14 protein-coding genes are annotated in these 16,569 nt (G+C 43.7%); all 14 read left to right on the forward strand.

Annotation, left to right across the window (positions count from 1 at the left end; translation table 11 throughout):
- Positions 1 to 29: 29 nt before the first annotated feature.
- The 14 genes from BLS03_RS03800 (at position 30) to BLS03_RS03865 (ending at position 16,363) form a co-directional block, all read left to right on the forward strand.
- Positions 30 to 2,063 carry a GNAT family N-acetyltransferase gene (locus BLS03_RS03800; RefSeq protein WP_093269909.1) on the forward strand — a complete coding sequence of 678 codons (2,034 nt, stop codon included), beginning with the start codon at positions 30 to 32 and terminating at the stop codon, positions 2,061 to 2,063.
- 336 nt (positions 2,064 to 2,399) lie between these two features.
- Entirely contained in the window at positions 2,400 to 2,672 is a 273-nt protein-coding gene (locus BLS03_RS03805) for an STAS domain-containing protein (protein ID WP_093269910.1), read from the forward strand.
- 16 nt (positions 2,673 to 2,688) lie between these two features.
- Entirely contained in the window at positions 2,689 to 3,051 is a 363-nt protein-coding gene (locus BLS03_RS03810) for a response regulator (RefSeq protein ID WP_093269913.1), read from the forward strand.
- Positions 3,052 to 3,096: 45 nt separating this feature from the next.
- On the forward strand, positions 3,097 to 5,184 hold the full coding sequence (locus BLS03_RS03815; protein ID WP_093269916.1) for a chemotaxis protein CheA: 2,088 nt from the start codon (positions 3,097 to 3,099) through the stop codon (positions 5,182 to 5,184).
- Between the two features lie 10 nt (positions 5,185 to 5,194).
- A complete protein-coding gene (locus BLS03_RS03820) occupies positions 5,195 to 5,728 on the forward strand; it encodes a chemotaxis protein CheW (RefSeq protein WP_093269918.1) in 534 nt (177 codons plus the stop codon).
- On the forward strand, positions 5,721 to 6,194 hold the full coding sequence (locus BLS03_RS03825) for a chemotaxis protein CheW (protein WP_093269920.1): 474 nt from the start codon (positions 5,721 to 5,723) through the stop codon (positions 6,192 to 6,194). Before BLS03_RS03820 ends, BLS03_RS03825 begins: the two co-directional genes overlap by 8 nt.
- Positions 6,195 to 6,201: 7 nt before the next feature.
- The gene (gene aer2, locus BLS03_RS03830; protein WP_093269922.1) at positions 6,202 to 8,595 is read left to right on the forward strand and encodes an aerotaxis transducer Aer2; all 2,394 of its coding nucleotides are present in this window, start codon (positions 6,202 to 6,204) and stop codon (positions 8,593 to 8,595) included.
- Positions 8,580 to 9,440 carry a CheR family methyltransferase gene (locus BLS03_RS03835; protein WP_093269925.1) on the forward strand — a complete coding sequence of 287 codons (861 nt, stop codon included), beginning with the start codon at positions 8,580 to 8,582 and terminating at the stop codon, positions 9,438 to 9,440. The genes aer2 and BLS03_RS03835 overlap by 16 nt, the downstream gene beginning before the upstream one ends.
- 13 nt (positions 9,441 to 9,453) lie before the next feature.
- Complete coding sequence (locus tag BLS03_RS03840) at positions 9,454 to 10,095, forward strand: chemotaxis protein CheD (RefSeq protein ID WP_093270310.1); 642 nt, start codon at positions 9,454 to 9,456, stop codon at positions 10,093 to 10,095.
- Positions 10,095 to 11,165, forward strand: coding sequence for a protein-glutamate methylesterase/protein-glutamine glutaminase (locus BLS03_RS03845; protein ID WP_093269927.1), 1,071 nt, complete (start codon positions 10,095 to 10,097; stop codon positions 11,163 to 11,165). Before BLS03_RS03840 ends, BLS03_RS03845 begins: the two co-directional genes overlap by 1 nt.
- 13 nt (positions 11,166 to 11,178) lie before the next feature.
- Complete coding sequence (locus BLS03_RS03850; RefSeq protein ID WP_093269930.1) at positions 11,179 to 12,360, forward strand: methyl-accepting chemotaxis protein; 1,182 nt, start codon at positions 11,179 to 11,181, stop codon at positions 12,358 to 12,360.
- A gap of 8 nt (positions 12,361 to 12,368) precedes the next feature.
- Positions 12,369 to 12,668: an STAS domain-containing protein gene (locus BLS03_RS03855; RefSeq protein ID WP_093269933.1), complete on the forward strand. Its 300-nt coding sequence runs from the start codon at positions 12,369 to 12,371 to the stop codon at positions 12,666 to 12,668.
- Between the two features lie 9 nt (positions 12,669 to 12,677).
- Entirely contained in the window at positions 12,678 to 14,372 is a 1,695-nt protein-coding gene (locus BLS03_RS03860) for an ATP-binding SpoIIE family protein phosphatase (protein ID WP_093269937.1), read from the forward strand.
- Between the two features lie 311 nt (positions 14,373 to 14,683).
- Entirely contained in the window at positions 14,684 to 16,363 is a 1,680-nt protein-coding gene (locus tag BLS03_RS03865) for a flagellar assembly protein A (RefSeq protein WP_093269940.1), read from the forward strand.
- Positions 16,364 to 16,569: the final 206 nt, after the last annotated feature.

Here is a 16,569-nt window from a genome sequence, read left to right on the forward strand (position 1 = left end):
CGCTATTCTCCTTGGATTGTTTGTCGCCTATGTCTCCTGTTCAACATTTTCTATCTGCATCTCTTTTGCAGTTACGCCGTGCTCGGCACCGCCTCGGGTTTGTGATTGATGGTGATGATGTTTGGCAAAGTGAGTGTCTAGATTCACTTAGAAAGTTGTTTCAAGAGCAAACTGTTTTTCAATTAGGAGGTGAACCTCTTGATTGGGTTTCTCAATATGTTTCAGCAAAGCGCGGCCAATACTTGCTTGGTCAGCAATGCCAACTGCTCATTTGTGATTGGGAAAACGATTTTGATGCCAATAGTTTTAGCGCGGCATTAGGAACATTAAGTGGGGGAGGCATGCTAGTTTTCACCTCTACTCAAATCAAACTTGAAGGTTTAGCCTTGCAATGGGCTCAACAAGCGTTGGAAAAATTGTGCTGGCTTTCTTCCCACAAAATGCTTCCTCAGGTATATCAGCCTTCAACTTTCGCCGCCAACAATCAAGCGAATGAGAATTTTTCTGAGCAAGAACATGCCATCGAATTGATTAAAAAAGTGCTGACGGGACATAGAAAGCGCCCACTGGTTTTAACCGCCGACCGCGGACGAGGGAAAACCAGCGCGCTCGGATATGCTGCTGCAGAACTCATGCGTGAACGTAGTATACGTATTGTGGTGACTGCACCGAATCGTGCTGCGGTGAATCCACTTTTTCAACATGCCAGTGAAAGTTTACGCTTGGCCGACAAACCTAAAAACCAACTCTTGTTTGAAGGTAGTCAGCTTCAGTTTATGGCAACGGATGAGTTACTTTCGCAAAGACCTGAGTGTGATTTGGTTTTGGTTGACGAATCTTCGGCGATTCCAATTCCACTTCTTCAACGTTTAGTAGAAAGTTACCATCGCCTGGTGTTTTCGACCACGATTCATGGTTACGAAGGGTGTGGTCGAGGCTTTAGTGTGAAGTTTTGTCGTTGGTTGCAACAACATCGTCCGCAAAGCCGTTTTTTTCATATTCAGCAACCGATCCGCTGGAACGCAAACGACCCGCTCGAGCAATGGCATTATCAGAGTTTTCTCCTTAACGCAGAATTGGATGATATTGGTGATTGCTCTGTTGAACAAGTGACAATCGAACCTTTGAATAAATCAGAGTTGATGTCATCTCCCGATAGATTCGAGCAGCTGTTTGCTCTATTGGTTCAAGCTCATTATCAAACTTCTCCTAATGATTTCGTTTCGCTACTTGCTGATGACGCGATCTGTATTTATGCCGCATTGGTTGAAGACCGTATTGTTGGGTGCTTAGTGACTGTTACAGAGGGCGGCTTGGATTGTGAAAGAATTCGCGATATTCAGCTAGGGAAGCAACGTCCTCGCGGGCATCTTGTGCCTTCTATTCTGGCTAATCATCTAGGCTTAACCGAGTTCGGCGAAACACTCAGCGACCGAGTGATGCGTATTGCAGTTCATCCGGCTTTGCAAGGAAGAACGATCGGAACTCAGCTGGTTCATCATCTTATCGAAACTAGCCCTCGTTCGCTTTTTTCGACAAGTTTTGGCGCCACGTCAGAACTCATTTCATTTTGGCAAAATTTGGGCTTTGTTGCTGTTCGTTTAGGTAGTCAACGCGATCAAGCAAGTGGTTGTCACTCTGTTATCATGCTCAAATCAACACAGCTATCAGATTCTATTAACGAAGCGAAGAACGTATTTCATTTACAAAGTAGCTATTTATTAACTAGCCAATTCTCGAAACTTGAAACGGACATAGTGCGTAAATTATTCGGTTGTCATCATGCTTCCGAAATCGAGCCTTGCTCTGTCATGCACAACTACGTTAATGGGGGAGCCTCTTTTGATGCCGCTGCGGGTTATTTTTTTCAATTCATACTGAATGATTCTACGGTTTTAAAAGCGTGCTCTGATTTGGTAGTGAGAAAAGTTTTGCAGCAAAGTGCTTGGAGTTCTTGTGCTGCTGAATTTCATCTTGCAGGAAAAAAACAAGTGGAATCACAACTCAGGTTTGATCTCAAAAAGCTGTTGGTGACCAATTTACACTGTAAAAGCGAATCGTAATTTACAGTGTAAAAATAAAATTTATTGTCTGGTTTTACACTGTAAATCGAACTAAATCCTCTCCCTTCTATATCGCGAAATCCTTGTTGTTGGAGTTACCGATAAATCTCTGTATTTAAAGTAACTCTGTTTTTTCGTCGGCAAACAATCACTGCTGATAGTTAATTCACAAATCTAAGCAAATCATATGAATACATATTGCTTGCATTCTAGTGTGATTATTGACAGAAAAAACACTATGCACTTTATTTGATAATTAATTATTTCTTCCTACACTCAATCAAAAGACCTAATGCTTTATGAGGGTTACACAGCAGATGAAGGAAGAGGGTGTAGATGGACTGCGTGCTTAATGAATCTCTCGACATTTCAACCGTATTAGAAAGTGTAGAAGTTTACAAATCTTGGCTTGAGAAATCAGAGTCTTCGGTTGTTTTAGATGCTTCGAAAGTGCAGCGAGTCGATGCTGCAGGCATTCAAGCGTTAGCATCTCTCATGGTCACCGCGCAACACAATAAGCTTTCCATTCATTTAACTAATCCTCCCAAAGTACTGAGTGAAGGGATCACGATTTTGGGACTCCAAAAAATTTTTGACGTTATTGATTAAGTGAGAGAGGGATGCAATGACTAAACGAATTTTAGCTGTGGATGATTCCGTCTCCATTAGGCAAATGGTGAGTCACACGTTAAAGGATGCTGGGTACGAGGTTGAAACCGCAAATGATGGCAAGGATGCTCTGCTTAAGGTCAACTCGATGAAATTCGATGTGGTTATTTCTGATGTCAACATGCCCAATATGGGGGGCTTTGAATTGGTAAAAGCCCTGAGAGAGAAACCTCAATATAAGTTCATTCCTATTTTGATGTTAACGACGGAAACCAGTGTCGATAAGAAACAACAAGGTAAATTGGCAGGTGCGACGGGATGGCTAGTTAAACCATTCAATCCTGACACGCTGCTTAAAACGTTAAAACGAGTTATCTAAAAATCGTAATACTTGGTACGTTCAGTTTTGGCTAGGGAATAGAGTATGGCGCTTGATATGGATCAGTTGCGCAAGATGTTTTACGAAGAGTGTCGTGAAAATCTTGAGGTGCTGGAAAATATACTTCTTCATTTAGATGTTGCTGATGTCGATGACGAGTCGATAAATACGATATTTCGCGCTGCGCATTCGATCAAAGGTGGCGCTGGAACATTTAATTTACTTGATATCAGCGAATTTACCCACTCTGTAGAGGCCTACTTAGATTTAGTCAGAAATCACCAACGTCAACTGACTTCTGATACTGTCGATTTGCTTTTGAAAAGCTGTGATTGCATCTCAGCCATGCTCCAAGCGCATGAGTCCGGTATTGAAGAAGATGTAGAACAAAAAGTTCAAGTCAGTGAGCAACTCGCCAAGCTACTCGACAGTCCTTCCTCTTCAAATTGTACAGAAGCGCTGCCTGTCAGTTCTGACACTGTTTCCCAGCTAGGCCGCTGGAAAATTGAATTCCGCCCTCACCGAGAAATGTTCTTTAGTGGCAACGACCCTCTGAGAATTCTTCGAGAAATTCTTGAGTTAGATAGTGACGCTCAAATCGAGGCTTACATTGCTCCATTACCTGAACTGGTCGAAATCGAAGCGGAACTGTGTTATCTCAACTGGTCGATAATCATCAGCCATGAAGTTGATGAACAGCAAATTAAAGAAGTGTTTGAATGGGTAGAGGATGAGTGTGACTTAGCGATATCCAGAGAACAACAGAACGCGATTGAACAACCGACAGTTGTGACAGACGCGTTATCTGTACCTGCAGAAAAATCGTTACCGACAACGAATGATGAACACACGCCAACTGAACAGCCTCAACCTGTTGCGGTCCATTCTAAGAATGAAAAATCCACGCCGAAAACCAGCAAAACAGAATCCAGCGTCAGTTCCATTCGAGTAGATATCGACAAAGTGGACGGGCTGATCAATTTGGTTGGTGAGTTGGTGATTACCCAGTCAATGCTGACGGAAATAGGTAATGACTTCTCAATCGACAAGCTAGAGAAACTCAAAGCCGGGCTCGACCAACTTTTGCAGAATAGTCGCGACCTTCAAGAAAATGTGCTCAACATTCGCATGTTGCCGATGAGTTTCGCATTCAGTCGCTTTCCACGTTTAGTTCGGGATTTAACTGGACGTTTAGGAAAGAAAGTTGATTTGCAAATTCTGGGTGAGCAAACCGAACTCGATAAAACGGTACTAGAGCGTATTGTCGACCCGCTTGTTCATTTGGTTCGAAACGGCATCGACCATGGTATTGAAATGCCAGAAAAACGTCTTGCGGCTAATAAGCCAGAGCAAGGCACAATAAAACTCAATGCTTTTCACCAAGGTGGTTCGATAGTTATCGAAATCGAAGACGACGGTGCGGGACTTGATTGCGACAAGTTATGGAAAAAGGCATTGGAAAAAGGGGTATTACCTCAAGATGCGCGGCGCGATGAAATGGATGATAAGCAGATCATGCGTTTGATATTCGCGCCCGGTTTTTCCACAGCAGAGCAAGTTTCTGACATCTCGGGCAGAGGGGTCGGGATGGATGTGGTTAAGCGTAATATTCAAGAGTTAGGCGGCCATATCGAAGTCGAGTCAGAGCTGGGGAAAGGGAGCCGATTCATCATCAGCTTACCTTTGACGTTGGCGATTCTGGATGGGCAATTGGTTAAAGTCGCGGGAGAAGTCTATGTCATACCGTTATTGACGATTGTCGAGTCAATTCAAATCGATGCTTCTTGTATAAAGCGTGCATCTGGAGGTGTCGAGCTGTATCGATTACGTAACGAGAATATCCCTATTTTACGTCTGCAAGACGAACTTGAAATGGGAAAAAGCGGTGCGCTAGATAACTTAATTCTGTGTTTTGTCGAAGCTGCCGGTAATCGAGTTGGGCTGTTGATTGAAGAGCTATTGGATCAACAACAAGTGGTCATTAAGAGCCTTGAATCTAATTACAGCAAAGTGAAAGGCATATCCGGTGCGACAATTCTTGGTGACGGTTCGGTATCTTTGATTCTCGACATTCAAGGTTTAATCACTCTGTTTTTAAATCGCTCGAAAGAGCAAAACGGGATAGCGGCGTAAGGGCATCGATATGGAAAGTTCAGCCTCTGTTGAAGCAAATACAAAATCAACCTTACCAGCGAATGCTGACATTCATAACAGCAGTGGCGAACGAGCTGACTTCTTAAGTTTTTGCCTCGATCGAGAACTGTATGGTGTGGAAATTAATGATGTTGAAGAAATCCGTGTTTGGGAAAGACCGACACCTATACCACGGGCTCCCTCTTATGTTAAAGGCGTGATTAACATTCGTGGGTTGATAGTGCCAGTGGTTGATTTGAGAAGTCGATTTGACCTCGGCGCTTGCGAATATTTGACCACCACAGTGGTCATTATTCTGCGTTATCAAGGAGAGGACCAAGACCGCATGATGGGGCTGGTTGTTGACTCCGTGAGTGATGTTATTGAGCAAGGCGAAAACGAAATTTATCGCTCGGTTGGTGAGTCTAAAGTGACGCCTTATTTGCAAGGACTGATCAATGTTGGCGATCAGGTTATGTCACTGTTTGATACTGAAACATTGCTCGATATTGAACGGTTATTGAGGAATAAGAGTCATGATTGAACGCCAGGAGTTTCTTAGTTTTGTATTAGGGGGCGATGAGTATGCGGTTCCGATCCTTGATGTTAGAGAGGTCCGAGGCTGGAGTGAAATACGCAAGGTTCCTAATTCTCCACGCTATATGTTGGGGGTTCTAGAGATTCGCGGTGAATATGTCCCGATCGTTGATCTTCGAATGCGGTTTTCTCTGGAACCTGCGCAAATTGGCGCAACAACGGTTGTGATTGTTCTCAACGATTCTTGTGGGCAACCGCTAGGCGTGATTGTCGATGCGGTATCTGAAGTCTACGACATCCGTTCTGAGGCGATAAAACCGGCTCCAGCACTATCTGTCAATATCGATGAAAGTTATATCAGAGGTATTGTTTCCATCGATAACAAACATCTAATTTTAATCCATCTTGAAGCCTTGTTTGATGTAGCGGCGCTTAACAAAACTTCAGCAAAAGAAGCACTATGTGAGAGGTAACTCGGTAATGGCATTTTGGAACAGAAAGAAACAATTAGCAGCATCTTATTCTGCAGTAGCTCAAGATTCATTATTAGACGATGTTCCTGAGCAAGGCGGTATTTCAAAAGACCAATTACTCTCGGCGTTAGACGCTGCAAAAACGGCGTTAATGATGATCAATCGAGATTTTGAGATTACTTATGTAAACCAAACGTCGATAGCCTTATTACAAAAACATGAGGCGCTGTTTAAGCGCTTCTGGCCAAATTTTAGGGCAGATGAAGAGTATTTACTCGGGTATTGCATTGATGGTTTTCACCGTAATCCAAGCCACCAGCGCAAAATGTTGTCGACACCAAGTAATTTGCCTTACACCACAACCATCGACATTGAAGATGTAAAAATCGAATTAAATGTTGGGGCAATTATTGATGAACATGGTAATTACACCGGTAACACTCTTGAATGGTCAGATGTTACCGAATCGGTAAAAACTGAAAATGAAATTGCCCGATTAAAAGCTGCTGTCCATCAGGCTCAAACCGCGATGGTTATGATTGATCGTGATTTAAAAATTACCTACGTGAACAATGAAACTATTAGCTTGTTTGGTCGTCATGAAGCAACGCTTCGTTCAGTATGGAGTAACTTTACTGCCTCTGAAGATTGGCTGCTTGGACGCTGTATTGATGAATTCCACCGTGACCCTCAGCATCAACGAGGTCTGCTTGCTAACCCTGCCAACCTACCTTACAAAACTGACATTCGAATTAAAGATTTAATTATCGAACTCAACGTTGCATCAATTCATGATGCGAAAGGGGACTACATTGGTAACACGTTAGAATGGCGAGACGTCACTCAAGAACGCGCTAACGAAGAGCAGGTGAGCCGCTTGGCATCGGCAGTCGAGGGAATGACAACCAATTTAATGATGGCAGATAAGCAAGGCGTGATTTCTTATCTCAACCCTTCTTTGTTGACCTTACTAAAATCACGAGAGGCGGAGTTACGTAAGGCGATGCCAAGCTTTGATGCTAATGGTTTGATCGGACAAAGTATGGATATTTTCCATAAAAAACCGAGCCATCAGCAAAGTATCATCGCGAATCCAGATAATTTGCCGTTCTCGTCAAACGTTAGGGTCGGCAATCTAGAGTTCAACTTGACTTGTATTGCTATGAAAGACCGGAAAGGACACTACATCGGACCTGCACTGCAATGGGTGGATATTACCGAGCAGCAAGATGGTCAGCGTCAGGTGGAGTCTTTGTTGCAAAAAGCGATTCAAGGCCAGCTTAATGACCGCATTGATACTTCCGTATACAGTGGGTTTATGCGTGAGTTGGGTGAGGGCATCAATAACTTGCTCGACACCATTGTCGATCCACTTGGTCAATGTATTGATGTGATGAGCATGGTTGCTGATGGCGATCTGAACCGAGATATGGATGACAACCGACAAGGCGAGTTTGGACGCTTAGCCAATGCGGTTAACACTTCGATCATTAATATTCGCTCGATGGTTGAAAAAATCACTCATTCTTCTGCTCGGGTTGCTACGGCGTCTAACGAAATTGCAGATGGTAATAACGACCTCAGTCAGCGTGTGGAAGCACAAGCCTCTAACTTGGAGCAAACCGCTGCGAGCATGGAAGAGATGACGTCGACAGTTAGACAAAACGCCGAAAATGCAAAAGGCGCGAGTGAGCTTGCCAACGACGCAACCAAAAAGGCGAGTAAAGGCGGTGAAGTTGTTGGGCTCGCGGTTTCAGCGATGTCAGAAATTAATTCCGCGAGCAAAAAGATCTCCGACATTATTGGTGTGATCGACGAAATCGCGTTTCAGACTAACTTGCTGGCTCTGAATGCGGCCGTGGAGGCTGCTCGCGCTGGGGAGCAAGGTCGAGGCTTTGCGGTTGTTGCTGGAGAGGTGCGCAATCTTGCGCAAAGGAGTGCCGCCGCCGCCAAAGAAATCAAAGGCTTAATCAAAGACAGTGTCGAGAAAGTCGAAGAAGGTTCACGTCTTGTCGATGAGTCTGGTGCGACTCTAGGAGAAATTGTTGACGCCGTCGAAAAAGTGTCTCAGTTAATCGCTCAAATCGCTTCTTCGAGTGCTGAACAGTCGACAGGAATCGATGAAATCAATCGAGCGATTGCCATGATGGATGAAATGACGCAACAAAACGCATCCTTGGTTGAAGAAACTTCGGCAGCAAGTCAGTCGTTGAAGGACGAAGGTAAACAACTCATCAACTTGATGAACTTCTTTGCGACCGATAACAAAGTGACGACGTTTGAAGAGACTAAAGCTCCTGCAAAGGTAAAGAAAGACAATGTTAGGGAGATTCGTAAGCCTCGCATTGCTAATGCTCGATTCAACTCGAGTGAGGATGGAGATGAATGGGAAGAGTTCTAATGCGCTCTAGCGACATTTCCCGTCCAGGCGGGCAAGAATTCGAATTCACTGAAAAGGATTTCAAATATATTCAGTGGTTTCTACATAAGAATGTAGGGATATTTTTATCGGATCAAAAACGGGCGATGGTTTATGGTCGCATCAGTCGTCAATTACGCGCTCTCAAGCTACGTAGCTTCGAAGAGTATCAAAAGAAAATTGAGAGTGATACCGCCACCAGAATTGATTTTATTAATAGCTTAACGACCAATAAAACTCATTTTTTTCGAGAATTTCATCACTTTGAATATTTCGAAAAAGTCATGCTTGATGAGTGGCGACATATGGGGAAAAAACGTATTCGTATTTGGTCTGCAGGCTGTTCGACCGGCGAAGAGCCATACAGTTTTATTGCTTCTCTGTGTAAAGAAGGGGCGTTGGAATGGTGTGATGACCTTGAAATATTAGCCAGTGACCTAGACACAAGCGTCTTAAAAAAAGCGGCGTTAGGTGAGTACACCAATGATGCGTTGAGCTCCATTCCGCCTCAATATTTAAGGCCTTGTTTTCTAAAAGGTGTAGGGAACAATGAAGGCAAGATTAAGTTCGCCAAAGCGTTTCAAAGGTTAGTGCGGTTTAAACAAATAAACTTATTAGAGAACTGGCCGATTCACGACAAATTTGACCTTATCTCATGTCGCAACGTGATGATCTACTTTGATAAACCAACTCAGGAGAAATTAATTCGTCGTTACCACGAACAATTAAACCCGCAAGGGGTTCTATTTATTGGTCATTCTGAAACTATCGGTGAGTGTGCAGAGCTATTTCATAATCTTGGTAACACGATTTATGTTAAGCAGTGACGTGTTAGCAACAATGGTTAGCGATCGTTATTCCTCACAAAATGACAGTGACCATTTTTGCCGCTTTCATCATCCCTATCAAGGGACGACGATGGTTAAGCTGCAACCGGGCGGTATTTATTGTACCGATCAAGCAGAGATCATTTGTACTGGCTTAGGTTCTTGCATCTCTGCGTGTATATGGGATGAAAGAATCGGTGCCGGAGGCATGAATCATTTCCTACTGCCTTTCGTTAATCACAATCAGGAAATGCATTGGCACCCAGATAACTTGACCACAACGCCTGCTCGTTACGGCATTCACGCGATGGAAATGCTGATCAACTATTTGCTGCAGCGGGGCGCAGAGCGGAATCGACTCAAGGTGAAGTTATTCGGCGGAGCACAAATGATGGGGCGAAATTCGCGAATAGGGGAAAAGAATGTTGAATTCATTTTGTCGTATGCGCAAACCGAAAAGTTAGACGTGATTTCTCATGATCTCGGTGGATTAGAACCGAGAAAAATTATGTTTGACCCGCTCTCTGGACGAGTCTGGCTTAAAAGAATTCCGTTTGCCGAAGTTCATCAAATTAAGGCTCAAGAGACTCAATATGCAACGGAGTTAGAACGCAAAACTCGTCGAGATAAAAACAACGATGTGGAGCTTTTTTGATGCGAACAATCAAAGTGTTAATTGTTGATGACTCACCAGTCTTTAGAGCGTTACTGACAGAAATTATTAGTTCCGACCCTCTGCTTGAAGTCGTCGGACAAGCAGAGGATCCATATGCCGCACGTGAGATGATTAAACGATATAACCCTGATGTTCTCACGCTTGATATCGAGATGCCTAAGATGAATGGTGTTCAGTTTCTCAAAAACATCATGCGATTACGTCCGATGCCAGTGATCATGATTTCCACTCTGACTCAGCATGGTGCTGGGGCCACACTTGCCGCGTTAGAATACGGAGCGGTCGATTATTTTCCTAAGCCTAAAGTCGAAAATGCGGCAGAAATGATCGACTATCGTTCGTTGGTGAACGAAAAAATTAAGATGGCGGCAGAAGCTAACGTTGGTTCGTTTACCCAATTATCGGCTGCTCAATCTGTAGCCAATGACGATAATCTTCCTAGCCTTACTATTCCCAAACGCAGCCATATTGAATTAATTGCGATTGGCGCTTCAACGGGGGGCACCGAAGCGGTTAAGCAAGTTCTCGCTGCTTTACCAGCAGGAATGCCTCCTATCGTGATTACTCAGCATATCAGCGCGTTGTTTTCTCCATCATTTGCCAAAAGGCTGAATGACACTAGCCGAATTAATGTCCAGCAACTTGACGCTAATAGAGCACCGCTTATCCAAGGAGGGGCATATTTAGCTCCAGGAGATAAACATTTGGTGGTTAGCCGACGGGGCCCGCACCTTTATGCTCAGCTTGATGACAGGCCTGCAGTAAACAGACACAAGCCTTCAGTTGATGTGATGTTTGATTCAATTGCCGAAACGGTAGGCAGTAAGTCAATCGGCGTGATTTTGACCGGAATGGGACAGGATGGCGCTCAAGGTCTACTCAAAATGAAGCAGCAATCAGCAGTAACTATCGCTCAAGATGAAAAGTCTTCAATTGTTTGGGGAATGCCTCGGGTCGCGATTGATGTTGGGGCCGCGAAATATATCGCCAGCTTGAACGATGTAGCAGCGCTAATATGCAAGAACTTATCGAAATCAGCCGACCAATAATCAAGGATGTTTTATGAAAAAATTGACGATGAGTAATCGAAATAGAGGCTTGATAGCGATACAGGTTTTGTTGCTAGCGATGGTATTTGTTCTTTCCGTTTCCTGGGTTGTATTTGTTTTGGCTGTAGTGGCTTGCGTTCTACCGTGGGTGAAAATAAGCGCTAAAGCAACGAGTGAACCGGTTCATAAGCCAGCTAAGCCGTTAAAGGTTCAGCCTAACCATCAAGAGCCTGATTCATCACTTTTCCCATCGTTAAATCTGATCAACTCGATATTGGATATGAGCAAACATCAATTAACCGAACCACTTGATAATCAACGCAGTGTGGTCGACGAGTCTGCAGAGACGCTTAATGAGGCATTCTTTGAGCTTGAGAAGTTATCTACAGCGCAAAATGCAGCTACCAATCATATTGCCGAGTTACTGGTTAGCAATCGGGGCAGTGAAAGCGATATCGCGCAAGTGCTTCCTAAGACCGAAGCGGTGATTGTTAACTTCGTCGATATGTTGGTCAAGATATCGGAGAAAAGCATTTCGGCTGTCCATAGTATTCACGATATGTCCGAGAAACTCGATGTGGTTTTCCAACTGCTTGAGAAAGTTCGCGGGTTGTCGGAACAAACCAATTTATTGGCACTTAACGCTGCGATAGAAGCGGCGCGAGCGGGTGATGCCGGACGCGGATTTGCAGTTGTCGCTCAAGAAGTTCGCAACCTCTCCGTGGAAGCATCGAGCTTAAACCGTCAGATCGAATCAGAAATCAGTGTTGCTCAAGCGACCGTAAAGCAGGCCAACAAAACCGTTGGTGAAATGGCATCGTTCGATATGGCACATGCGATTGAATCAAAAAATCACGTTGATGAAATGTTGCGTGGTGTACAAAAAGTCAGCTCGGAAGTGGAGTTGGAAGTGAATCGGATCCATGAACTGGGGGGGCGATTAGGCACACAAGTTCAAAATGGCATTCGTGCTTTGCAATTTACAGACATCATCGTGCAGCAAGGGGATTACGCCAAAGGTTCTCTCAACTTTATTGTGCAACTCAATGAATTGATGCGCCTATTTGGCGCTAATCAGGCCTCGGTTGAAGAGGTCGATGCTGAATTACAACTGCTACTCGAAACCATTGAAAATCGTGCTGCGCCAGCGGCAAATCAAGTCAGTATTGACGAAGGTGAAGTGGAACTATTTTAGAGGAAATTATGAGTATAAACACCCATGTAGATAGTAATAATAAACAAGTCACAATCAGTATTGAAGGCGCGTTCGGCTTTAGCTTAGTGCAGGATTTTCGTCGCTGCTATGTAGACAGAAAAGATCACTCGTTCACCATAGATCTGCGTTTGGTGAATTACATCGACAGTGCTGGGCTCGGTATGCTCTTGAACATGCATAACTATTTGGAACAACCAGATGGCATGATCAAACTGATCAATGTTCTACCTCAAGTTCGCAAAATTTTGATTATTTCACGCTTTGATAAAAAATTTAAAATTGAATAGGCCAATATCATGCATGTGATAATCATCGATGATCAGGCCACGAATCGAGAGCTATGTCGGTACATGTTGTCTGGTATCGCTAGGCAGATCGAGACTTTTGAAAATGGAGTCGGCGTTGTTGAAGCCATCCGCAACATGTCAGTGATGCCTGACGTCATTTTGCTTGATGTGATGATGCCTGAAAAGGACGGCTTTACGACTGCGTCAGAGATTCGTAAAGAGTTTGTCGGCCAGCATTTACCGATCATTTTTCTAACCGTTCTTGACGATCATGACTCGTTTGAGCGTTGTCTATCCCTAGGTGACGATTTCATTTTAAAGCCTGTCGATAGAAGTGTGCTGGTTGCCAAGGTACTGGCTCATTGCCGAATAGCGCGCATGCACAAAGAGTTAAAAACTCAGCGTGATCAGTTGTGCCGATTTCGCGATCAAGTCCAGTACGACTACACGATTGCTGAGTCTATTTTTTCCAATTTAATGGATAGAATGAGTTGTAAGGCGAGTAATATTTATGGCTTAGACTACCTTTCAACGCCTTCAACGGTTTTTAATGGTGACGTCATATTGGTGGCGAATCGACCCCATGGTGGAGTATATGTGATGATCGCCGATGCGACCGGGCATGGGTTACCAGCAGCGATTTCAGCCATTCCTGCTTCTCGAGCTTTTTTCGCCATGGTCGCTAAAGGACTGTCTCTTGGCGACATTGTCCTAGAGATGAACAACGCGCTGTACGGGTTCTTACCGATGGGAATGATGCTCGCGGCGAGCGTGTTTGAAGTGCGGGCTAATGGTTTCGAAGTGTCTTGGTGGGGCGGTGGATTACCCGATGGTTATATTGTCGGCCCAGATGGATCGATCTTACGCCATTTAGTTTCTACGCATATGCCCCTTGGCGTGTTAAAGCCGAATGAGTTTGAGGCGGATATTGTGCATTTAAAAATGGCGCCGGGGCAGCAAATTCTTTGTTACACCGACGGTGTCATTGAGGCGCAAAATCAGGAGGGGGAGCAATTTGGTCAAGAGCGATTAGAACAGGTCATTTTGCAAGGGAAAGACATGATTCCAAATCTTTTTGATTCGGTTAAACAGTTTGCCAACAAAACGGCTGGTGACGACTTATCGATTCTTTCGATGGAATTTCCTATTTCAAACAGTAATCAAGTCACTCTTCCTTCAGAGCAAGGTTATTTGAGTAGCGTGCCTACTCACACCACACTGCATTTTGATGCTGGACTCATTCAACAAGTCGCTTTGATGAATCAAGTTCGCCAGTTTCTCAGTGGGTTGTTTTATGGCGATGCGCACTTAGATTTGGTGTGTTCGCTTTTATCTGAACTGTTTGCTAATGCCATAGACCATGGTTTATTGAATTTGGATTCAAAGATAAAAGAAAACCCAGATGGCTTTTTTCAGTTTTATCAGATGAGAGAAGAGAAATTACAACAGTTAGACCCACACGCTTGGCTAAGGTTAGATATTGATTTTCTACCCCAAAAGCACCAAATTATCTTCCAGTTAGAACATAACGGTAAAGGGTTTGATTACCACAAAGTGGTGTCAGCAAGTGAAAGTATGACTCATGGGCGTGGTATCGTTTTAGCCACCGAGTTATGCGATAAATTGCAGTATTCAAAACAAGGGAAATGTGTGGAGGCTATCTATAATTTTGATACCCAGCATCGTTTTCCTAGCTCTCAATAAGCGATAAGTTTTCATCCTGATTTACAATGTAAATCTATCGTCTCTCCGCGTTGTCTTTTGTCTATTTCGACGTGATTGGCAGCATTGTAGGCGGTAAATTTAACGGGCATTATTCGAATTAATGTTGATTTTCCTCCATAAACCACACATCTTTCTTAATATTTTATAGAGCGAGCTCTAAATTTAATCGTATAGTTTGATTTCTACTATTTTTGAGTGATACGTGCCTTAATTTGCGTATTTATCAATGGGGTTATACGTAGAAATTTTATAAACTGGGCTGATCAAATGCATGTGTAACAGGTTGTAATATGTGGGCAAAATTCGTTGCGCTAACGGATGATAATCAAGGAGTTATTGCTAAATTAACGCCAGATATTCATATTGATGGTAATTTTAGTGATAGAGGATTAATCGAAGCGCTTCAAGGTATTAAAGCGGAAGATTACTTTGTCATTGAAGATGAAGTAAATCGCTTTTTGAATTGTGCCAAAGAGGGAAAGAGTGAAGCCTTTATTGGTATTACTATCGCTCAAATCCGTAACGCCAGCGTAGATGTTGTACTCAGTGACAATGACATGATCGCTTCCATGGTTGTGACTGGTGCTTATAAAGGACGACCTCTAAACGGCCCACAGATCGTTCAAGCACTTGCCAACGCCAAAGTGACCAAAGGCATCAACAAACTAGCGCTAAAAAAAGTATTGGCGGTGAGCCATCAGCTTAAGCCGGGTGAAACGTATACACAAGCTGTGGCTGCAGGTAAGAATCCGGTTCAAGGGCAAGATGCCAAGTTCGTCCCGTTAGTGAAGGACGTGACAAAACAAGTTTTAGCGCCAAATTCAGGAAGTGAAGCTGATAAAGTCGATCTGCTCAATCTTGGTGAAACGATCACTGTCGGCGAAAATGAACCGTTAATGAAGCGTATTCCGGCGACGAAAGGTACTCCGGGAATGACGGTATTGGGTGAAATCATTAAACCTGCAGCAGGTAAAAATTCGCCATTAAAACCCGGTAAAGGTTCACATGTCTCTGCAGATGATGCTGATATTCTGCTTGCCTCCATTCCAGGAATGCCAATCATCAAATCGACCACGGTTGACGTTGAAGACGCCTTATATTTACCAAATGTGGGTGTCGCCACAGGTCATGTGAAGTTTAAAGGTAATGTGATTGTTGCGGGAAATATTGAGTCCGACATGATCGTTCGCGCAACGGGGTCGATTACCGTTGGAGGTTTTATTGAGTCGGCCGATGTCCAAGCTCAGGGCGACATTGAAGTAGGTAAAGGCATTATTGGACACACGGTTTCTGACGGTGACGAATACAGTTGCAGTGTTAAGTCTGGGGCAAGCATTCGAGCCAACTATGCCCAGTATGCTCAGTTGCAAGCTGGGCAAAATATTGAATTGGCAGTGCATGCTCTCAACAACGAAATTCGTTGTGGACAGAACTTAATTGTCATGGATAACGCAGCCAGACAAGGCACCTTAAGTGGTGGTAAAGCGAAAGTGGGCGGCAAAGTTGTTTGCGTTAACCTGGGTGTGGAAGGCGATACGGCGACTTACATTCATGCTTTTGCGCGTTTTCAGCTTTATAAAGAGCGTCAGGCGAAATACAAAGCCATTTATCGCCGAGCTCAAGAAGGCACCATGCAGGTAATTCGGCAAGAGTTGGAGTTTAAGAAGAAGCCTAAGTCAGAGCGCTCTGCTGAAGAAGAGGCCAAAATGGAACAGGCTAAACAGCAAGCCAATCAAAGGCTAGAAAAAGCTAAGCAAGCGCGTGATGAACTTGAAATCGAATTTGAAAATGCCTTGGCAGATAACAGCATCGAAATTAAAAACAAAGTCTTTACGCATGTGACCGTTCAATTTGGGTCAGATAAAGTGACGACACGCCGCATCCACGGCCCAACTTATTTCACTTTTAATCAATATGAGATTAAATGCTCGTCTATGCTGGGTGAAGGTGCGGTTGAAGAGAGCATTTGATCTCTACCCATCATTTTTCAGCACGTCTTTTGTCGCGTTACTTTTGTGAATTAACCGCCTAATGATCCGTCATTAAGCGGTTTTTTATTTGCGCATGAGCTAAAGCACGTTTTGGACGAACACCATTTTGCAAACTGTGCCTTCTTCGACACTTTTCAACAAATTAGCTAAACCTAATAAATAATATCCAGATAATAAATAAGTAT

It is taken from the genome of Vibrio xiamenensis, assembly GCF_900100015.1.
In the GTDB taxonomy this organism is placed as follows: domain Bacteria; phylum Pseudomonadota; class Gammaproteobacteria; order Enterobacterales; family Vibrionaceae; genus Vibrio; species Vibrio xiamenensis.